This is a genomic window from Plantibacter sp. CFBP 8804, from assembly GCF_014841225.1.
Lineage (GTDB): Bacteria > Actinomycetota > Actinomycetes > Actinomycetales > Microbacteriaceae > Plantibacter > Plantibacter auratus.
Window position 1 is genome coordinate 158156 of record NZ_JACYTU010000002.1, and the last position, 16153, is coordinate 174308.

General features: G+C 69.6%; 13 protein-coding genes and 1 riboswitch. Of the genes, 4 read left to right on the plus strand and 9 right to left on the minus strand.

Annotated elements, in window-relative coordinates; all coding sequences use genetic code 11:
- Positions 1-179 precede the first annotated feature (179 nt).
- From IFU11_RS06185 to IFU11_RS06210, 6 genes are all read right to left on the minus strand, one after another.
- The gene (locus IFU11_RS06185; protein WP_137243440.1) at positions 180-1526 is read right to left on the minus strand and encodes an MFS transporter; all 1347 of its coding nucleotides are present in this window, start codon (positions 1524-1526) and stop codon (positions 180-182) included.
- A 203-nt stretch (positions 1527-1729) separates the two neighbouring features.
- On the minus strand, positions 1730-2200 hold the full coding sequence (gene ribH, locus IFU11_RS06190) for a 6,7-dimethyl-8-ribityllumazine synthase (RefSeq protein WP_064294813.1): 471 nt from the start codon (positions 2198-2200) through the stop codon (positions 1730-1732).
- 81 nt (positions 2201-2281) lie between these two features.
- The gene (gene ribA, locus IFU11_RS06195) at positions 2282-3565 is read right to left on the minus strand and encodes a GTP cyclohydrolase II (RefSeq protein WP_137243439.1); all 1284 of its coding nucleotides are present in this window, start codon (positions 3563-3565) and stop codon (positions 2282-2284) included.
- Positions 3562-4257, minus strand: a complete 696-nt coding sequence (locus IFU11_RS06200; protein ID WP_192018482.1) for a riboflavin synthase — start codon at positions 4255-4257, stop codon at positions 3562-3564. Before IFU11_RS06200 ends, ribA begins: the two co-directional genes overlap by 4 nt.
- 21 nt (positions 4258-4278) lie before the next feature.
- On the minus strand, positions 4279-5355 hold the full coding sequence (ribD, locus tag IFU11_RS06205) for a bifunctional diaminohydroxyphosphoribosylaminopyrimidine deaminase/5-amino-6-(5-phosphoribosylamino)uracil reductase RibD (protein WP_244631685.1): 1077 nt from the start codon (positions 5353-5355) through the stop codon (positions 4279-4281).
- A gap of 80 nt (positions 5356-5435) precedes the next feature.
- Positions 5436-5597, minus strand: a riboswitch (FMN riboswitch).
- Between the two features lie 90 nt (positions 5598-5687).
- Entirely contained in the window at positions 5688-6674 is a 987-nt protein-coding gene (locus IFU11_RS06210; RefSeq protein WP_064294816.1) for a sugar-binding transcriptional regulator, read from the minus strand.
- 134 nt (positions 6675-6808) lie between these two features.
- Between IFU11_RS06210 and IFU11_RS06215 the strand changes: the two genes are divergently transcribed.
- From IFU11_RS06215 to glpK, 3 genes are all read left to right on the plus strand, one after another.
- Positions 6809-8545 (plus strand): glycerol-3-phosphate dehydrogenase/oxidase, encoded by a 1737-nt coding sequence (locus tag IFU11_RS06215; RefSeq protein WP_137243437.1) that lies wholly within the window; start codon positions 6809-6811, stop codon positions 8543-8545.
- A 147-nt stretch (positions 8546-8692) separates the two neighbouring features.
- The gene (locus tag IFU11_RS06220; protein WP_079002885.1) at positions 8693-9445 is read left to right on the plus strand and encodes an MIP/aquaporin family protein; all 753 of its coding nucleotides are present in this window, start codon (positions 8693-8695) and stop codon (positions 9443-9445) included.
- 101 nt (positions 9446-9546) lie between these two features.
- Positions 9547-11061, plus strand: coding sequence for a glycerol kinase GlpK (gene glpK / locus IFU11_RS06225; RefSeq protein ID WP_079707342.1), 1515 nt, complete (start codon positions 9547-9549; stop codon positions 11059-11061).
- A gap of 123 nt (positions 11062-11184) precedes the next feature.
- Here the strand turns inward: glpK and trpS are convergent, their stop codons facing one another.
- The 3 genes from trpS to IFU11_RS06240 all read right to left on the minus strand — a co-directional run bounded on the left by trpS (position 11185) and on the right by IFU11_RS06240 (position 14423).
- Positions 11185-12189 (minus strand): tryptophan--tRNA ligase, encoded by a 1005-nt coding sequence (trpS, locus tag IFU11_RS06230; RefSeq protein ID WP_079002883.1) that lies wholly within the window; start codon positions 12187-12189, stop codon positions 11185-11187.
- 71 nt (positions 12190-12260) lie between these two features.
- Positions 12261-13106 (minus strand): exodeoxyribonuclease III, encoded by an 846-nt coding sequence (locus IFU11_RS06235; RefSeq protein ID WP_079707339.1) that lies wholly within the window; start codon positions 13104-13106, stop codon positions 12261-12263.
- A 9-nt stretch (positions 13107-13115) separates the two neighbouring features.
- Positions 13116-14423, minus strand: coding sequence for a YihY/virulence factor BrkB family protein (locus IFU11_RS06240; protein ID WP_192018483.1), 1308 nt, complete (start codon positions 14421-14423; stop codon positions 13116-13118).
- 57 nt (positions 14424-14480) lie between these two features.
- Between IFU11_RS06240 and ptsP the strand changes: the two genes are divergently transcribed.
- A complete protein-coding gene (gene ptsP / locus IFU11_RS06245) occupies positions 14481-16139 on the plus strand; it encodes a phosphoenolpyruvate--protein phosphotransferase (protein ID WP_192018484.1) in 1659 nt (552 codons plus the stop codon).
- The last annotated feature ends 14 nt before the right edge of the window (positions 16140-16153 follow it).

The window sequence follows — 16153 nt, forward strand, 5'->3', positions numbered from 1 at the left end:
GCTCTTCCTCCGAGGTGCGGTGCGCGGCTCCGAGACGTCCATGGCGACGGCGCACCGTGGTTCAACTCTAGGCGACGGTCGCACGCGCCGAGCCCGAAGCCGACGCACCGAGTGCCCACGTACCGAGGGCCGGCGCGCGGAGGTGTCCTCCACGCACCGGCCCTCGGTGATCGCCTTGATCAGGCGTCGATGTCGACGTCCTTGGTCTCCTTGGAGACGATGAGGGCGACGAGCGTGATCAGGGCCATCGCCGAGAGGTAGACGCCGACCCAGAACGGGCTGCCGCCGCCGGCACTCCAGAGTGCGACGGCGATGAACGGTGCGACCGCCGCGCCGAGGATCGACGACACGTTGTAGGAGATCCCCGACCCGGTGTACCGCACGTTCGTGGGGAACAGTTCGGGCAGCAGGGCGCCCATCGGTCCGAAGGTGAACCCCATGAGGCTGAATCCGATGATGAGCCAGATCATGACCCCGGTGAACCCGGCGCCGAGCAGCGGGACCCAGACGAGCCCGAAGACGAGGATCGCGCTCGTCACGACGATGAGCGTCTTGCGGCGTCCGTACTTGTCGGCGAAGGGGCCGGACACGAGCGTGAAGATCCCGAAGAAGACCACGCCGGCGATGAGCATGAGCACGAAGGTCGTGTAGCTGTAGCCGAGCCCCGCGACCGGGGCGTCGAGCGGCGCACGGCCGTAGCTCAGCGAGAACGTCGTCATCAGGTAGAAGAGGACGTAGGTGGCGAGCATGAAGAAGGTGCCGAGGAGCAGCTTGCGCCAGTGCAGCTTGATGACGCTCGCGAGCGGCGACCGCTGCACCTTGCCCTGCTCCTTCGCGTTCGTGAAGGCGTTGCTCTCGACGAGACGGAGTCGGACCCAGAGCCCCACGATGACCATGACGACGGAGAAGAGGAACGGGATGCGCCAGCCCCACTCGAGGAACGCCTCCGACGGCATGGACGGGTCGTCGCTCGGCAGGATCGCCGCGATGATCAGGAAGAGTCCGTTGGCGATGATGAAGCCGATCGGCGCACCGAGCTGCGGGAACGTGCCGAACAGGGCACGCTTGCCGGTCGGCGCGTTCTCCGTCGCCACGAGGGCGGCTCCCGACCATTCGCCGCCGAGCGCGAAGCCCTGACCGATGCGGAGGATCACGAGGAGCAGCGGGGCGACCCAGCCGACGAGCTGGTAGGTCGGCAGCAGGCCGATGAGGAAGGTCGCGATCCCCATGGTGAGGAGGGCACCGACGAGGGTCGCCTTCCGACCGCGCTTGTCGCCGAGGTGCCCGAAGATGACGGCACCGACGGGCCGGGCCACCATCGCGGCGCCGAACACGGCGAAGGAGGCGAGGAGACCCGCGGTCGGGTCCTCACTCGGGAAGAAGAGGTGCGGGAAGACGAGGACGGCGGCCGTCGCGTAGACGTAGAAGTCGTAGAACTCGATCGTCGTGCCGATGAGGCTGGCGAGGACGACTCGGGAGCGCGGATTGACCGGGGCCTTGGTGACTGGGGTTGCTTCGAGAGACATGCGTGCGCGTTTCGGTTCGGGAATGGACGCCGTCGAAGCATCAGCACCGGTCGCGCACGCCCGCCGACGACGGCAGGATCAGAGGTTCGCCCGCTTGTGGCAGGACCATGACACTGTACGCCGAAGTGCGGCATTCCGGTATTCGGTTGCCCGGCAGGGCGAATGCCGATACCGGAATGCCGCGTGGTGCGCCTCTGGTCGGGTCAGCCGCGCAGCTCGCGGAGGACGACCGCGGTGGCGACGGCGGCATCGGCGGCCTCCGCCCCCTTGTCCTCCTTCGACCCGGGCAGCCCTGCGCGGTCGAGCCCCTGCTTCTCGTCGTCGAGGGTGAGGACGCCGAAGCCGACGGGCTTGCCCGTCTGGATGCTGACCTGCGTGAGGCCACTCGTCGCGGCGTCGGAGACGTACTCGAAGTGCGGCGTGCCGCCACGGATGATGACGCCCAACGCGACGACCGCGTCGGCCCCGGCCTCGAGGGCGGCCTTGGCCACGACCGGGAGTTCGAAGCTCCCGGGGACCCGCACGAGGCGGTGGTTGGCACCGCTCGCATCGAGGGCCTTGACGGCTCCGGCGATGAGACCGTCGGTGATGGTCTCGTGCCAGGTGCCGGCGATGACGACGATGTCGAGGCCGGTGCCGTCGACGCTGATGGTGGGGGATCCTTCGCCGCTCATGCGGTCTCCTGTCTTCTTCCCTCGAGCGCGTCGAGGGGTTGGTGGTGCTCGCTCCTCGAGTGAATCGAGGGCGGCGGTGGACTACTGGTGGGGGTGCGGTTCCGGTGCGAGCTCGAACCCGATGCTGTGGCCCATGCGGTCGCGCTTCGTCTCGAGGTAGCCCTCGTTGAACAGGCCGACGCCGACCACCAGTGGGACGCGCTCGCTCACGGCGATGCCGTGGTTCGTGAGCTGTCGCTCCTTCTCCGGGTTGTTCGAGAGCAGGCGTACGGAGGTGATGCCGAGGTCCGTCAGGATCGCGCTCGCCGCCGTGTAGTCGCGGGCGTCGGCCGGCAGCCCGAGTGCGAGGTTGGCGTCGAGGGTGTCGAGACCGTCCTCCTGCAACCGGTAGGCGCGCAGCTTGTTGACGAGGCCGATGCCGCGCCCTTCGTGCCCGCGCAGGTAGACGACGACACCGCCGTGACGCTGGATGGTGTCGAGGGCGCTGTCGAGCTGCGGACCGCACTCGCACTTGAGCGAGCCAAACGCCTCACCGGTCAGGCACTCGGAGTGGACGCGCACGAGCGCGCCGGTGGCCTGCGGGTCGCCGGCGATGATGGCGACGTGGTCTGCGCCGGTCCTGCGGTCGCGGTAGGCGCGCAACCGGAACGAGCCGTGCGTCGTCGGGACCGTCGTCTCCACCTCGAACGACACGTTCGACGATTCGGGGATGGCCGCCTGGGCGGCGCGTTCCTCGGCGCAGACCGCGGCCGCGTCGGGGTTCTCCTCAAGGAAGGCGATGAGCGCGGCGATCGTCGTGACGAGCACACCCTCCCGCTCCCCGAGGGCGATGAGGCCGGGCAGACGCATCATCTCGCCGTCGTCGGCGACGATCTCGGAGATCGCCCCGACGGGGACGAGCCCAGCGAGCTTCATCAGGTCGACGGCCGCCTCCGTGTGGCCGTCGCGTTCGCGCACCCCGCCGTCGACGGCGCGCAACGGCACGATGTGTCCGGGGCGCGAGAGGTTGGCCGGCACGGACGCCGGGTCGGCGAGCACGCGCAGGGTGTGGGCGCGGTCGGCGGCGCTGATGCCGGTGCTGAGTCGGTCGGCCGCGTCGACCGTGACGGTGTACGCGGTGCCTCTGGGGTCCTCGTTGAGCGCGACCATCGGCGGGAGGGCCAAGCGGTCGGCGATCTCGTTCGTCATCGGTGCGCAGATGAATCCGGAGGAGTGTCGGACCGTCCACGCGATCCACTCCTGGGTGGCGGACTCCGCGGCGAGGATCACGTCACCCTCGTTCTCTCGGCCTTCGTCGTCGGCCACGATGACCGGACGGCCCTGGCGGAGTGCCTCGAGGGCCTCCGGGATGCTGGCGATGCTCATGCGTTGCCCCTTCCGGTGGCGGTGGTGCCGACCGGAGCCGCGGACCGCGGATCCTGGTCGATGCTGCTGGGGAGTGCCGACTCGAGACGGCTGAATGCGAGCATTCGCTCGACGTGCCGGGCGAGGATGTCGGTCTCGAGGTTCACACGGTCGCCGGGGACCCGGTCGCCGAGCGTCGTCGCGGCCAGCGTCTCGGGGATGAGGGACACCTCGAACCAGGCTTCCGGTGCATCCGGTGCGCTGATGGCGCTGACGGTGAGTGAGACGCCGTCGACGGTGATCGACCCCTTGTCGACGACGAGCGGCGCGAGTGCCGCGGGGAGCGAGACGCGTACGACGCGCCAGGCCTCGCCGGGCACCGTGGCCAGGACGGTGCCGGTGCCGTCGACGTGGCCTTGGACGATGTGGCCGCCGAGGCGGTCGCCGACGCGGGCCGCACGCTCGAGGTTGACCGGAGATCCGACCGTGACGCCGTCGAGCGAGCTCATCGCGAGGGTCTGGGCCATGACGTCGGCCGTGAACGTCTCGCCGGTCTGCTCGACGACGGTGAGGCAGACACCGCTCACGGCGATGGAGTCCCCGTGCCGGGTGCCCTCGAGGGCGAGCGGGCCGCGGACGGTGAAACGTGCCGAGTCCTCGCCGTGGTCGATGGCGACGATGGTGCCGAGTTCTTCGATGATGCCCGTGAACATGGGTGGTCCGTTCTCTGGGGGTCAGGCGGTGAGGTCGTGGGCGGCCGAGGCGGAGGCGCTGCGGTCGGGTGTCGTGATGACGAGGAGGTCGTCGCCGAGTGGTTCGACGCCGACGGTGGTGAGGCGGATCGCTTCGCCGATGGTGTCGACACCGAGGTCGCCGATCGCGAGGCGAGGGCCGCCGAGGAGCACCGGGGCGAGGTAGGTGAGGACCGTGTCGGCGAGTCCTGCGCGGAGGAACGCCGTGGCGATGGTCGGGCCGCCCTCGATGAAGACGCTCCGGACGCCCGCGGCGCGGAGTTCGGCGAGCAGCGCAGCCGGATCATGCCCGTGGTGGACGACGACCGGCCGGGGGTGGCGGTGGACGGCGGCGTCCAGGGGGATCGGGCGATCGCCCATGACGACGGGCAGGGGCTGCTCGGGCAAGAGGTCGCCGTGGTCGTCGCGAGCGGTGAGGCTCGGGTCGTCGGCGAGGACCGTCCCCGTGCCGACGAGGATCGCATCGTGGGCGGCCCGTCGACGGTGGACGTCGTCGCGCGCGGCATCGCCGGTGATCCAGCGGCTCGTGCCGTCGCTCGCGGCGATCCGCCCGTCGAGACTCGAGGCCCACTTCACCGTCACGAGCGGACGCCCGAGGCGGGCGCTGGTGAGCCAGTCACCGAGGAGGTCCTCCGCCGGTCCGGCGAGCACACCGCCCACGACGGTGACGCCGCCGTCGCGGAGTCGTTCCGCTCCACCTCCGGAGTGGTGGCCGGGGTCGTCCACGGCGAACACGACGCGCTCGACGCCGGCCTCGAGGAGGGCGACGGCACACGGTCCGGTCCGGCCCGTGTGGTTGCAGGGTTCCAGGGTGACGACGGCGGTCGCGCCGCGGGCCGCTCCGGGAGCGAGGTGGGACAGGGCGTCGACCTCCGCATGCGGGGTGCCGGCTCCACGGTGCCAGCCCTCGGCGAGTACGGTGCCGTCGGCGTCGAGGATGACGCAGCCGACCCGGGGATTGACACCGCGGGCCGGGCCGTTGGCGGCGAGTTCGAGCGCGCGCAGCATGGCCTGCTCCTCGCGGACACTCGCCTGCGGTGCCTCGGTTCCTGCGCTCATCTGTCCGTCATCTCGGTCGGTACTGACACGAGTTCCGGGGTCGCGGGCAGGTGCTCGCCGGCGTCGACCATCGGCCGACGCCCGTGCTTCCTTCCATCCGGACTCGAACGCCGCCTGCGAGCAGACGCGTTCATAACCGTCGGTCCTGGAGTTCCACCAGGTCAACCGGGCCTCGCTTGCGCGAGACACGGGTCGCGGACTATCACCGCCGGTTCGGACTCTCACCGACCCCGGAGCACGTTACGTGTTGTCGATTCTAGGTCAACGGGCTGAGTGGGTGCCCTATTCCCAGTTCGGATGACGCCCGGTTGCAGCGCCTGATGCGGCCGGGGTCAGCGCTGGGCGTCGTGCTGGTCGATCGCCGCGCGGGCGGTTCCCTCGTCGACCACGAGGTCGGAGATGAGCCCGCCCGCCAACGCCCCGAGGAGCGGGGGCACCTTGGCGGCTCCCGCGACCACGCAGATCCGTCGGGAGACGCCGCGCAGCACGTCGAGGTCGGGCCCGGATGCACGGTTGTTGAAGGGGATGTCCCGCCAGGAACCGTCGGCCCGGAAGAACACCGTCGCGACGTCCCCGACGGCACCGGCGCTCGCGAGCGCCTCGAAGTCGCTGTCGTCGAGGTAGCCGCCGACGTAGACGTGGCTGGGCACACCCGACAGCTGCGAACCGAGACCGAACAGCGCGACGTCCATGCGGCGTTGGATCTCGAGCACGCGTCGGATGCTGCGCTCCCGCCAGAGGGCGAGTTTTGTCGACGGGTCGTCGAAGAAGGCCGGCACCGCGAACTGCTGAGCGTAGGCCCCGTAGGCGTCCGCGTACCGATGCAGGATCTCGCTCGCGTAGAGGATGCCCGAGGTGCGTGTGTTGGCCGCACCGTTCAGCTGGACGATCTGCGAGTTGTGGGTCCGCTTGGGGGTGAGGTGCCTCGCCACCGCACTCACGGTCGAGCCCCATGCCAGGCCGAGCGTCATGTTCGAGTCGAACACCGAGCCGAGAAAACGTGCAGCCGAGAGGGCGACGCGCTCCAGTCGGTCGATGTCGCTCGTGTGGTCGGGGACCGGGACGATGTGGGCGGTCACGCCGAAGCGGTCGCGGAACTCCGCCTCGAGCCGCGACGGCATGTCGTGCGGGGAGCGCACTTGGATGTCGACGAGGCCGCTTTCCCGCGCATATCCGAGCAGGCGGGACACCGACGACCGCGAGGTGTGGAGCTCCTGGGCGATGGCCTCCATGGTGAGGTCCTGCACGTAATACAGCTGTGCGGCGCGGAGTGCCTCGGCCGTCCGGTCCGGCTGGCTGAGCGCGTCTGCGAGCGACATCGGGTCTCCTTGCACGTTTGTTCACTAGAGCTGTTCAGAGTTGCAGCGGGTGTCACGATGTATTCAGTCACATCATTCAGCGGCGCGCAATCCCGGCAGCGTCGCGTACCAACCGCGAAGAAGCGAGGCATCTCATGTCCCTCAAGTCGTCAGCTCCCCGTTCCACCGTCCAGTCCGTCATCGACCGCCCGCAGGCGTCGGTGCTCATCATCGGCGGCGGCATCAACGGCATCGCGACCTTCCGCGACCTCGCGCTCCAGGGCGTCGACGTCACGCTCGTGGAACGCAATGACTGGGCCTCCGGAGCCTCCGCCGCGTCGAGCCACATGATCCACGGCGGCATCCGGTACCTCGAGAACGGCGAGTTCCGCCTCGTCCAGGAGTCGGTGCAGGAGCGCAACGGACTCATCAAGATCGCCCCGCACTACGTGAAGCCGCTCGAGACCACGGTCCCGATCTTCTCGACCTTCTCCGGGATCCTCTCCGCACCGCTGCGCTTCCTCACCCACAAGCAGGGCAAGCCGCAGGAGCGTGGTGCGCTGCTCATCAAGGTCGGTCTCACCGCGTACGACTCCTTCTCCCGCGACGGTGGCAGCGTGCCGCGTCACCGCTTCCACGGCCGCAAGAAGTCCCTCGCCGACCTGCCGAAGATGAACCCGGGCCTCAAGTACACGGCGACCTACTACGACGCCTCCATGCACGACCCGGAGCGTCTCGCACTCGACGTCCTCATGGACGGCCTCGCCGCCGGCCCGCACGCTCGCGCCGTCAACTACGTCGAGGCGGTCGGCATGGGAGCCGACGGCGTCGAGCTCCGCGACACCGTCACCGGCCAGACCTTCACCGTGACGAGTGACGTCGTGGTCAACACCTCCGGCCCCTGGACCGACCTCACGAACGCCGGCCTCGGCGAGCCGACGACCTACATGGGTGGCACGAAGGGCTCGCACATCGTCCTCGACAACGCGGAGCTCTACGCGGCCACCAAGGGGCGCGAGATCTTCTTCGAGCACGAGGACGGCCGCATCGTCCTCATCTACCCGCTCAAGGGCAAGGTCATGGTCGGCACGACCGACATCGACGCCGACCCGAGCACCCCGAGCGTCTGCACCGAGGAGGAGGTCGACTACTTCTTCGACCTCGTGAAGCACGTCTTCCCGACCATCGCGACCTCGCGCGAGCAGATCGTCTACCGGTTCTCCGGCATCCGCCCGCTCCCGAAGCACGACGACGAGGCCCCCGGCTTCGTGTCGCGCGACTACCGGATCGAGCGCCGGGCCGCCGCTGCACGTCCGTCCACCACCGTGTTCAGCCTCGTCGGTGGCAAGTGGACCACCTTCCGGGCACTCGCCGAGCACCTCAGCACGGACGTGCTCAACACCCTTGGGGCCCCGCGCCCCGTGGAGACCCTCGGACTCGCGATCGGCGGCGGAGCCGGCTTCCCGCGCACCGACTCGGCGACGCGCACCTGGGTCGCCGCGCACGAGGACGGCACCGGTGCCAAGCGTGCCGAGCAGTTGCTCAACCGGTACGGCACGAAGGCCGCCGCACTCCTCGAGCACCTGTCGGAGCACGGCGACGACCGCTTGCAGGGCGCTGCCGACTACAGCGTGCAGGAGCTGGAGTACCTCGTCGAGCAGGAGCAGGTCGTGCACCTCTCCGACGTGCTGCACCGCCGCACGAGCCTCGCCTTCACCGGATCGCTGACCGCCGACCTCGTCGACGAGATCGCCCGCGTCGTCGGCGGTGTCCTCGGGTGGGACGACGCCGAGCGGACCGCGCAGATCACCGCAGCGCTCGACCGCCTGCGCGACGCCCACCAGGTCGACCTCCGGGTCGACGCCGCCAAGGAGGCCCCGGCGTTCTCATAATGCACGAATGTGCAGGCAAGGCCCTTGTCCTGTGCAACAGGAGCTGGCTACCTTACAAGCATCTGGTCAGTGCAACCTCGCCCAGCGGGGGCTCGCGCCGCGGCGTCGGCCCCCACACGGCCACACCTATGAAAGGTCAATGAAGACATGAACCTCGGAACCATCTTCCTCTCCGAGACCGTGGGGACGGCGATGCTCGTCCTCCTCGGTACCGGTGTGGTCGCCACGGCGATCCTCACGAAATCCAAGGGCCTCGGTGGCGGCTGGCTGCTCATCAACTTCGGTTGGGGCCTCGCGGTCTTCGCCGGTGTCACGGTGTCCTACGCCTCCGGCGGACACCTGAACCCCGCCGTCACGATCGGCTTCCTCACCACGGGGTCGATCGACTTCGGTACGGCGCTCGTCTACTGGGCGGCGCAGATGGTCGGTGCCTTCATCGGTGCCGTGCTGACGTACTTCGCCTTCAAGCAGCACTTCGACCAGGAGGAGGACCCGGGCAAGAAGCTCGGCGTCTTCTCGACCGGTCCGGAGATCCGCAGCTACGGCTGGAACCTCGTGACCGAGGTCATCGCGACCTTCGTCCTCGTCTTCGTCGTGATGTCCTTCGGCAAGACCGGCCCCGACGCGGTGGTCATCGAGGGCGTGCCCGGAGGACTCGCAGCCCTTGGCGCCCTTCCCGTCGCCCTGCTCGTCGTCGGTATCGGTGCCTCCCTCGGTGGCCCGACCGGCTACGCGATCAACCCGGCACGTGACCTCGGTCCGCGCATCGCCCACGCCCTCCTCCCCATCAAGGGCAAGGGCAAGAGCGACTGGTCCTACGCCTGGGTGCCGGTCGTCGGCCCCCTGCTCGGTGGTGTCCTCGCGGCCCTCGCCTCGATGGTGCTGCTCCCGGCCGTCTGACCTGACGCTGCGGCGGTGACCGGACACGATCACCGCCGCGGCACCCCGGGGTACCGGTTCCGGTGCCTCACCTCGCAACGCACGCAACGAAGGAGTATCCAATGGCGGACTACGTCATCGCAATCGACCAGGGGACGACGAGTTCCCGGGCCATCGTCTTCGACAAGAGCGGATCGATCGTCTCGACGGGCCAGCTCGAGCACGAGCAGATCTTCCCGAAGGCCGGCTGGGTCGAGCACAACCCGAACCAGATCTGGAACAACACCCGCGAGGTCATCGGCCAGGCGCTCAGCAAGGCCAACATCACCCGGCACGCCATCGCGGCCATCGGCATCACGAACCAGCGCGAGACCGCCGTCGTCTGGGACAAGACCACCGGTCAGCCCGTCTACAACGCGATCGTCTGGCAGGACACGCGCACGCAGGACATCGTGAACCGCCTCGCTGCGGACGGTGGCGTCGAGCGCTTCAAGAAGACCGTCGGCCTGCCGCTGGCGACCTACTTCTCCGGCACGAAGATCGTCTGGATCCTCGAGAACGTCGAGGGTGCTCGCGAGAAGGCCGAGGCGGGCGACCTCCTCTTCGGCACGACCGACAGCTGGGTCATCTGGAACCTCACCGGTGGTGTCAACGGCGGCGTGCACGTCACCGACGTCACCAACGCCTCGCGCACGCTCTTCATGGACCTCGAGACCCTGCAGTGGGACGACGAGATCCTCAAGGCGTTCGGCGTCCCGAAGTCGATGCTCCCGGAGATCAAGAGCTCCTCCGAGATCTACGGCCACGCGTCCGACGACAGCCTCCTCCGCGAGACGCCGATCGCCGGCATCCTCGGCGACCAGCAGGCGGCGACCTTCGGTCAGGCCGCATTCCAGCAGGGCGAGGCCAAGAACACCTACGGCACCGGTAACTTCATCATCTTCAACACCGGTGAGGAGATCGTCCACTCCGAGAACGGTCTGCTGACGACGCTCGGCTACAAGCTCGGCGACGCGAAGCCGCACTACGCGCTCGAGGGTTCGATCGCCGTGACCGGTTCGCTCGTCCAGTGGCTGCGCGACAACCTCGGCATGTTCTCCTCCGCTCCCGAGGTCGAGGCGCTCGCCAAGACCGTCGAGGACAACGGTGGCGCGTACTTCGTGCCGGCGTTCTCCGGGCTGTTCGCGCCGTACTGGCGTCCGGACGCCCGCGGTGCGCTCGTCGGGCTCACCCGCTACGTCAACAAGGGCCACATCGCCCGGGCCGCCCTCGAGTCGACCGCGTTCCAGACGGCCGAGGTCATCGACGCCGTCAACGCCGACTCTGGTGTCCCGCTGACGGAGCTCAAGGTCGACGGCGGCATGACCGCCAACGACACGCTCATGCAGTTCCAGGCCGACATCCTCGGCGTCCCGGTCATCCGACCGGTCGTCGCGGAGACCACGGCGCTCGGCGCGGCCTACGCGGCCGGTCTCGCCGTCGGCTTCTGGTCCGACCTCGACGACCTCGCGAAGAACTGGCAGGAGGACAAGCGCTGGGAGCCCAACATGGACTCCGCAGAGCGCGACCGCCTCTACCGCAACTGGAAGAAGGCCGTCACGAAGACCTTCGACTGGGTCGACGACGACGTGCAGTAGTCACGACCGACCGGAACGGCCCGTCCTCCTCGCGGAGGGCGGCCCGTTCTGTCGTGGTCCGTTCGCCCATCTTCGGGCGACGGAGCCCTCGTTCGCCCGAAGATGGGCGAACGGACGGCGGGATCAGGCGGGGCGGAGGAGTCCGACGCGGTCGTAGACCTCGGCGAGGGTCTGCTCGGCGACCTCGGTCGCGCGCGCGGCGTTGACCGCGAGCAGGCGGTCGAGCTCGGCGGGGTCGTCGAGGAGCTCGAGCGCGCGGGCACGGACCGGCTCGAGTTCGCCCACGACGACCTCGGCGAGGCCCTTCTTGAGGTCGCCGTAGCCACGACCTTCGAACTCGCCGACGACGGCCTCGATGGGGGAGCCGGTGATCGCGGAGTAGATGCTCAGCAGGTTCGAGACGCCGGGCTTCTCCTGCGCGTCGAAGGCGATGACGCCGTCGTTGTCGGTCACGGCACGCATGATCTTCTTCTGCGTGACCTTCGGCTCGTCGAGCAACCAGATGATGCCTGCCGGGGTCTCGGCGGACTTGGACATCTTCGACGTCGGGTTCTGGAGGTCGTAGATGCGCGCGGAGTCCTTCTGGATCTGCGCCTTCGGGACGACGAAGGTGTCGCCGAAGCGGGCGTTGAACCGCTCGGCGAGGTCGCGCGTGAGCTCGATGTGCTGGCGCTGGTCGTCGCCGACCGGCACGATGTCGGTCTGGTAGAGCAGGATGTCGGCAGCCATGAGGATCGGGTAGGCGAAGAGCCCGACCGACGAGGCGTCGCGCCCGTGCTTGGCCGACTTGTCCTTGAACTGCGTCATGCGCGCGGCCTCACCCATGCCGGTGATCGTGTTGAGCACCCAGGCGAGCTGCGCGTGCGCCGGGACGTGCGACTGGACGTACAGGGTCGACGCCGAGGGGTCGATGCCTGCGGCGATGTACTGAGCGGCCGTGCGACGGGTCTTCTCGCGGAGCTCGGCGGGGTCCTGCGGCACCGTGATCGCATGCAGGTCGACGATGCTGAAGAAGGCGTCGTGCTCCTGCTGCATCTGCTTCCACTGCAGGAGGGCACCGATGTAGTTGCCGAGGTGGAGCGAGTCGGCGGAAGGCTGCATGCCGGAGTACAGGCGTGGCTTGGTCATGTGGGTTCTCGCAGAGGGATGAGCGGCCGGAGCCGGGGCACGGAGTGGTGGGGTGGCGTGATGCCGGAGGGTCAGACGGCGTAGTCGACGACGACGGGGGCGTGATCGGACCATCGCTGGTCGTATGCCGCGGCCCGGTCGATCGTGTAACCGGACGCGAGCGCCGCGAGCTCGGGGGTGGCGAGCTGGTAGTCGATGCGCCATCCGGTGTCGGTGTCGAAGGCCTGGCCGCGCTGGGACCACCAGGTGTAGGGACCGGGGACCTGACCGGCGGACTGGCGTCCGATGTCGACCCAGCCGAGGCCGGTGCCGGTCACGCCGTCGACGCCCGTCACGGTCTCGCCCGCCGGGCCGAGGTAGCGGTCGAAGTAGGACCGCTCGGCAGGCAGGAAGCCGGCACGCTTGACGTTGCCCTTCCAGTTCTTGATGTCGAGCTCGGTGTGGCCCACGTTGAGGTCGCCGACGACGAGGGACAGCGGGTTGTGCTCGCGCAGTGCGGGCAGCCGCTCGAGCATCGCCTCGAGGAAGCGGAACTTCTCGACCTGCTTGGGGGTGTCGACCTCGCCGGAGTGCACGTAGGTGCTCACGACCGTGACGAGGGTGCCGTCGATGTCGAAGTCGGCCTCGATCCACCGACCCGCGCTGTCGAAGTCGTCCGCTCCGAGGGCGACGCGGTGGATGCCCGCCGAGCGACGGCTGACGATCGCGACGCCGGCACGCCCCTTGGCGGTCGCGGCATCGTGCAGGATGTTCCACTCCGGTCCGAAGAGCGTCTCGAGGTCGCTCGTCGCGGCGCGGACCTCCTGCAGAGCGAGGATGTCGACCCCGCGGTCTTCGAGCCAGTCGCCCATCCCCTTGCGGAAGGCCGCGCGGACTCCGTTGACGTTGACACTGGCGATGCGGAGGGGTGCAGACATGCCTCCAGCTTAGTCGCGGGGGCCGACAACGCCCTGGCCCCGGCGTCCGCCCGGGCGTCGGCGATGGGGCGGGTCCGACGCGTCCGATGCTGGCGACTCGGGGGCTTCCCCGTGCTGTCGGATGAGCTCGGCCGAGGCCTCCTCGGCGTGCCGGACGCGCCGGCGGGCGAACCAGACCGCCGGACCCTTGGCGCGCCGGAGGGACTCGCGAGCCTCCCGCAGTTCCGCTTCGGCGATCAGTCGTCTGGCCGCCAGCTCTTCGGCCGCCTGCTCCTCCGGCGTCGTCGTGCGCACACTGATGCCCTGGTCGTCGAGCCCCACGGCGATCCAGGCGGCGGAGGCGAGGATGACGCGGCTCACGAGGTTGAACCACAGCATGAGGCCGATGAACACCGCGAAGGTCGCGAGCAGCGGATTCCGGGAGGCTCCGGCGATCACCGCACTGCTGGCGACGCTCAGGAGCGAGAGCACCAGACTGCCGAGGAGCGCGCCGCCGAAGAGGTTGCGCCACGGGATCCGGATCCGGCTGAGCACGCGGTACATGGCGCCGAGGGTGACGAGGTTCACGACGACCGCGACGACCAGCCCGACGACCCGGCTGCCGACGGTCACCCAGAAGGTGCCCTCCAAGCCGACGAGCGACAGCAGCCAGCTGAGTGCCTGGGTGCTGGCGACCGACAGCGTCGCGGAGACGAGGAGCAGGACGCCGAAGGCGAGTGCCAGGACGAGGTCGACGACCTTCAGCAGGAAGAAGCTCGCGGCGACCTTCGGGAGCGCGAAGATCGACCTGACCGCCTGCCGGGTGTAGTACAGCCAACCGATCGCCGTCCAGATGAGACCGACGGCGGCGATGACCCCGGTCCAGCCGAGCAGGGAGGCACTCGACAACTGCTCCTCGGCGATGATGCCTTCGCCGTCGGTGCCGATGAGGCCGGGGACGGCGCGGTTGATGATCTCCACCAGCGCCTGGAAGACCTCGGCGTTGTTGCCGAGCCAGATGCCGGTGATGGCGAATCCGACGTAGACCGCGGCGAACACGGCGAAGACGGCCTGGAAGCTGATCCCGGCGGCCAGGAGGTTGCCGTCCATGGCGAGATACCGATGGATGACGCGATAGGGCTTCAATCGCATGACCCACGTCGTGGCGCGCTCCGCTCTCGCCGCGCGGGGTGCGAGCCGTCGGATGAACGGGTTCTCGCTGTTCTGGATCCATTGGAACACCAGTGGCGGTGGCGTCTGCTGCAGCCGCACCCTGGGCGCGGTACCGACGTCCGGCGCGTCGGCGGAGTCCTTCCTCGGCGCACGCGGATTGGTCACCGGACCAGCCTACAAGCGGGCCGGACCGGGGGAGAGGCGGTGCACTAGGGTCGAACCATGCGCGAGGCGGAGGGGCAACGCACGTTCACCGGCACCGGCGTCGGACGCGGCGTCGTCGCCGGTCCCGTGCTCCGCATGCCGGAGCCGCTGCCCGAACCGAGTGCCGACCCGTTCGGCGGGGACGTCGCGCTCGAACAGGCCAGGGCCGTCGCGGCGCTCAGCGCGACGCGGGCCGACCTCGAGGAGCGGGCTCGACGAGCCGGCGGACATGCGCAGGACGTGCTCGAAGCGCAGGCGGTCATGGCGGACGACCCGGCGCTCGCAGAGGACGTCGCCACGCGCATCGCGGCGGGGCGTTCCGCGGAGCGCGCCGTGTTCGAGGCCCTGGCGACGGTCCAGCAGGTCCTCTTCAACCTGGGGGAGCCGATGGCGGCGCGCGCGACCGACGTCGGCGACGTCTCACAACGGGTCATCGCGCGGTTGCTCGGCCGACCCGTCCCCGGCCCGCCCGAGTCGGACGAGCCGTTCGTCCTCGTCGCTGCGGACCTCGCTCCGGCGGACGCCGCGCTCCTCGACCTCGATCGGGTGCTGGCACTCGTGACGAGTGGCGGCTCGGCGACCTCGCACACGGCCATCCTCGCCCGCGAGCAGTCGCTCATCGCCGTCGTGGGCGTCGCCGGAGCCGAGCAGTTCGAGGACGGTGAGATCGTCCTCGTCGACGCCGGAGCCGGGGTCGTCACCGGGTCGCCGACGAAACGCGAGGTGCGGTCCGCCAGGTCCACCGCGGCCGAGCGCGTGCGGGTCTCGCCGCGCTCGCCGGGCGAACTCGCCGACGGCACCCCGGTGCCCCTGCTCGCGAACCTCGGGTCCGTCGCCGGTGCGGCCGGTGCGCTGGCCCTCGGAGCCGAGGGGGTCGGGCTGTTCCGCACCGAGCTCCTCTTCCTGGACCGCGCGGCGGCGCCTGGCGTCGCCGAGCAGGCTGACCGCTACGGCGAGTTGCTCGCGGCGTTCCCGGGGAAGCGCGTCGTCGTCCGGGTGTTCGACGCCGGAGCCGACAAGCAGCTCGCCTTCCTCCGACCGGACGAGGCCGAGCCCAACCCGGCGCTCGGGATGCGGGGTATCCGGGCGCTGCGAGCTCGTGACGAGGTGCTCCGAGACCAGCTCACGGCGCTCGCGCTCGCACAGGACGCCCACGAGGCGGACCTCTGGGTGATGGCCCCGATGATCGCCGACCTTCCCGAGGCTGCGGCGTTCGTGACCCTCGCCAAGCGGCTCGGCCTGCGGACGGTCGGGACGATGATCGAGGTGCCGTCCAGCGCGCTGCTCGCCGCGCAGATCCTCGGGGTCGCGGACTTCGTGAGCATCGGGACCAACGACCTGACGCAGTACACGCTCGCGGCAGACCGTCTGCTCGGGCCGCTCGCGTCGTACCAGGACCCGTGGCACCCGGCCGTGCTGCGGCTCGTCAAGCTCGTCGGCGACGCCGGTCTCGCCTCCGGGCGGTCGATCGGCGTCTGCGGGGAGGCGGCAGCGGATCCGGCCCTCGCGGTCGTGCTCGTCGGCCTCGGGGCGACGAGTCTCTCGGTCACCCCGGCCGCGCTCGGCGACGTCCGGAGCGAGCTGCGTCGCTACACGCTCGAGGCGGCCCGCGCCATGGCCATGGACGCCCTGAGTGCGGCGTCACCGGCTGAAGCCAGAGCTGCTGCGCTGGCCTGACGTCGCTCGACGCA

Excerpts from the sequence above, each read along its gene's own strand:
- IFU11_RS06185 (WP_137243440.1), bottom strand. The coding sequence starts at position 1,526 with ATGTCTCTCGAAGCAACCCCAGTCACCAAGGCCCCGGTCAATCCGCGC.
- ribH (WP_064294813.1), bottom strand. The coding sequence starts at position 2,200 with ATGAGCGGCGAAGGATCCCCCACCATCAGCGTCGACGGCACCGGCCTC.
- ribA (WP_137243439.1), bottom strand. The coding sequence starts at position 3,565 with ATGAGCATCGCCAGCATCCCGGAGGCCCTCGAGGCACTCCGCCAGGGC.
- IFU11_RS06200 (WP_192018482.1), bottom strand. The coding sequence starts at position 4,257 with ATGTTCACGGGCATCATCGAAGAACTCGGCACCATCGTCGCCATCGAC.
- ribD (WP_244631685.1), bottom strand. The coding sequence starts at position 5,355 with ATGAGCGCAGGAACCGAGGCACCGCAGGCGAGTGTCCGCGAGGAGCAG.
- IFU11_RS06210 (WP_064294816.1), bottom strand. The coding sequence starts at position 6,674 with ATGTCGCTCGCAGACGCGCTCAGCCAGCCGGACCGGACGGCCGAGGCA.
- IFU11_RS06215 (WP_137243437.1), top strand. The coding sequence starts at position 6,809 with ATGTCCCTCAAGTCGTCAGCTCCCCGTTCCACCGTCCAGTCCGTCATC.
- IFU11_RS06220 (WP_079002885.1), top strand. The coding sequence starts at position 8,693 with ATGAACCTCGGAACCATCTTCCTCTCCGAGACCGTGGGGACGGCGATG.
- glpK (WP_079707342.1), top strand. The coding sequence starts at position 9,547 with ATGGCGGACTACGTCATCGCAATCGACCAGGGGACGACGAGTTCCCGG.
- trpS (WP_079002883.1), bottom strand. The coding sequence starts at position 12,189 with ATGACCAAGCCACGCCTGTACTCCGGCATGCAGCCTTCCGCCGACTCG.
- IFU11_RS06235 (WP_079707339.1), bottom strand. The coding sequence starts at position 13,106 with ATGTCTGCACCCCTCCGCATCGCCAGTGTCAACGTCAACGGAGTCCGC.
- ptsP (WP_192018484.1), top strand. The coding sequence starts at position 14,481 with ATGCGCGAGGCGGAGGGGCAACGCACGTTCACCGGCACCGGCGTCGGA.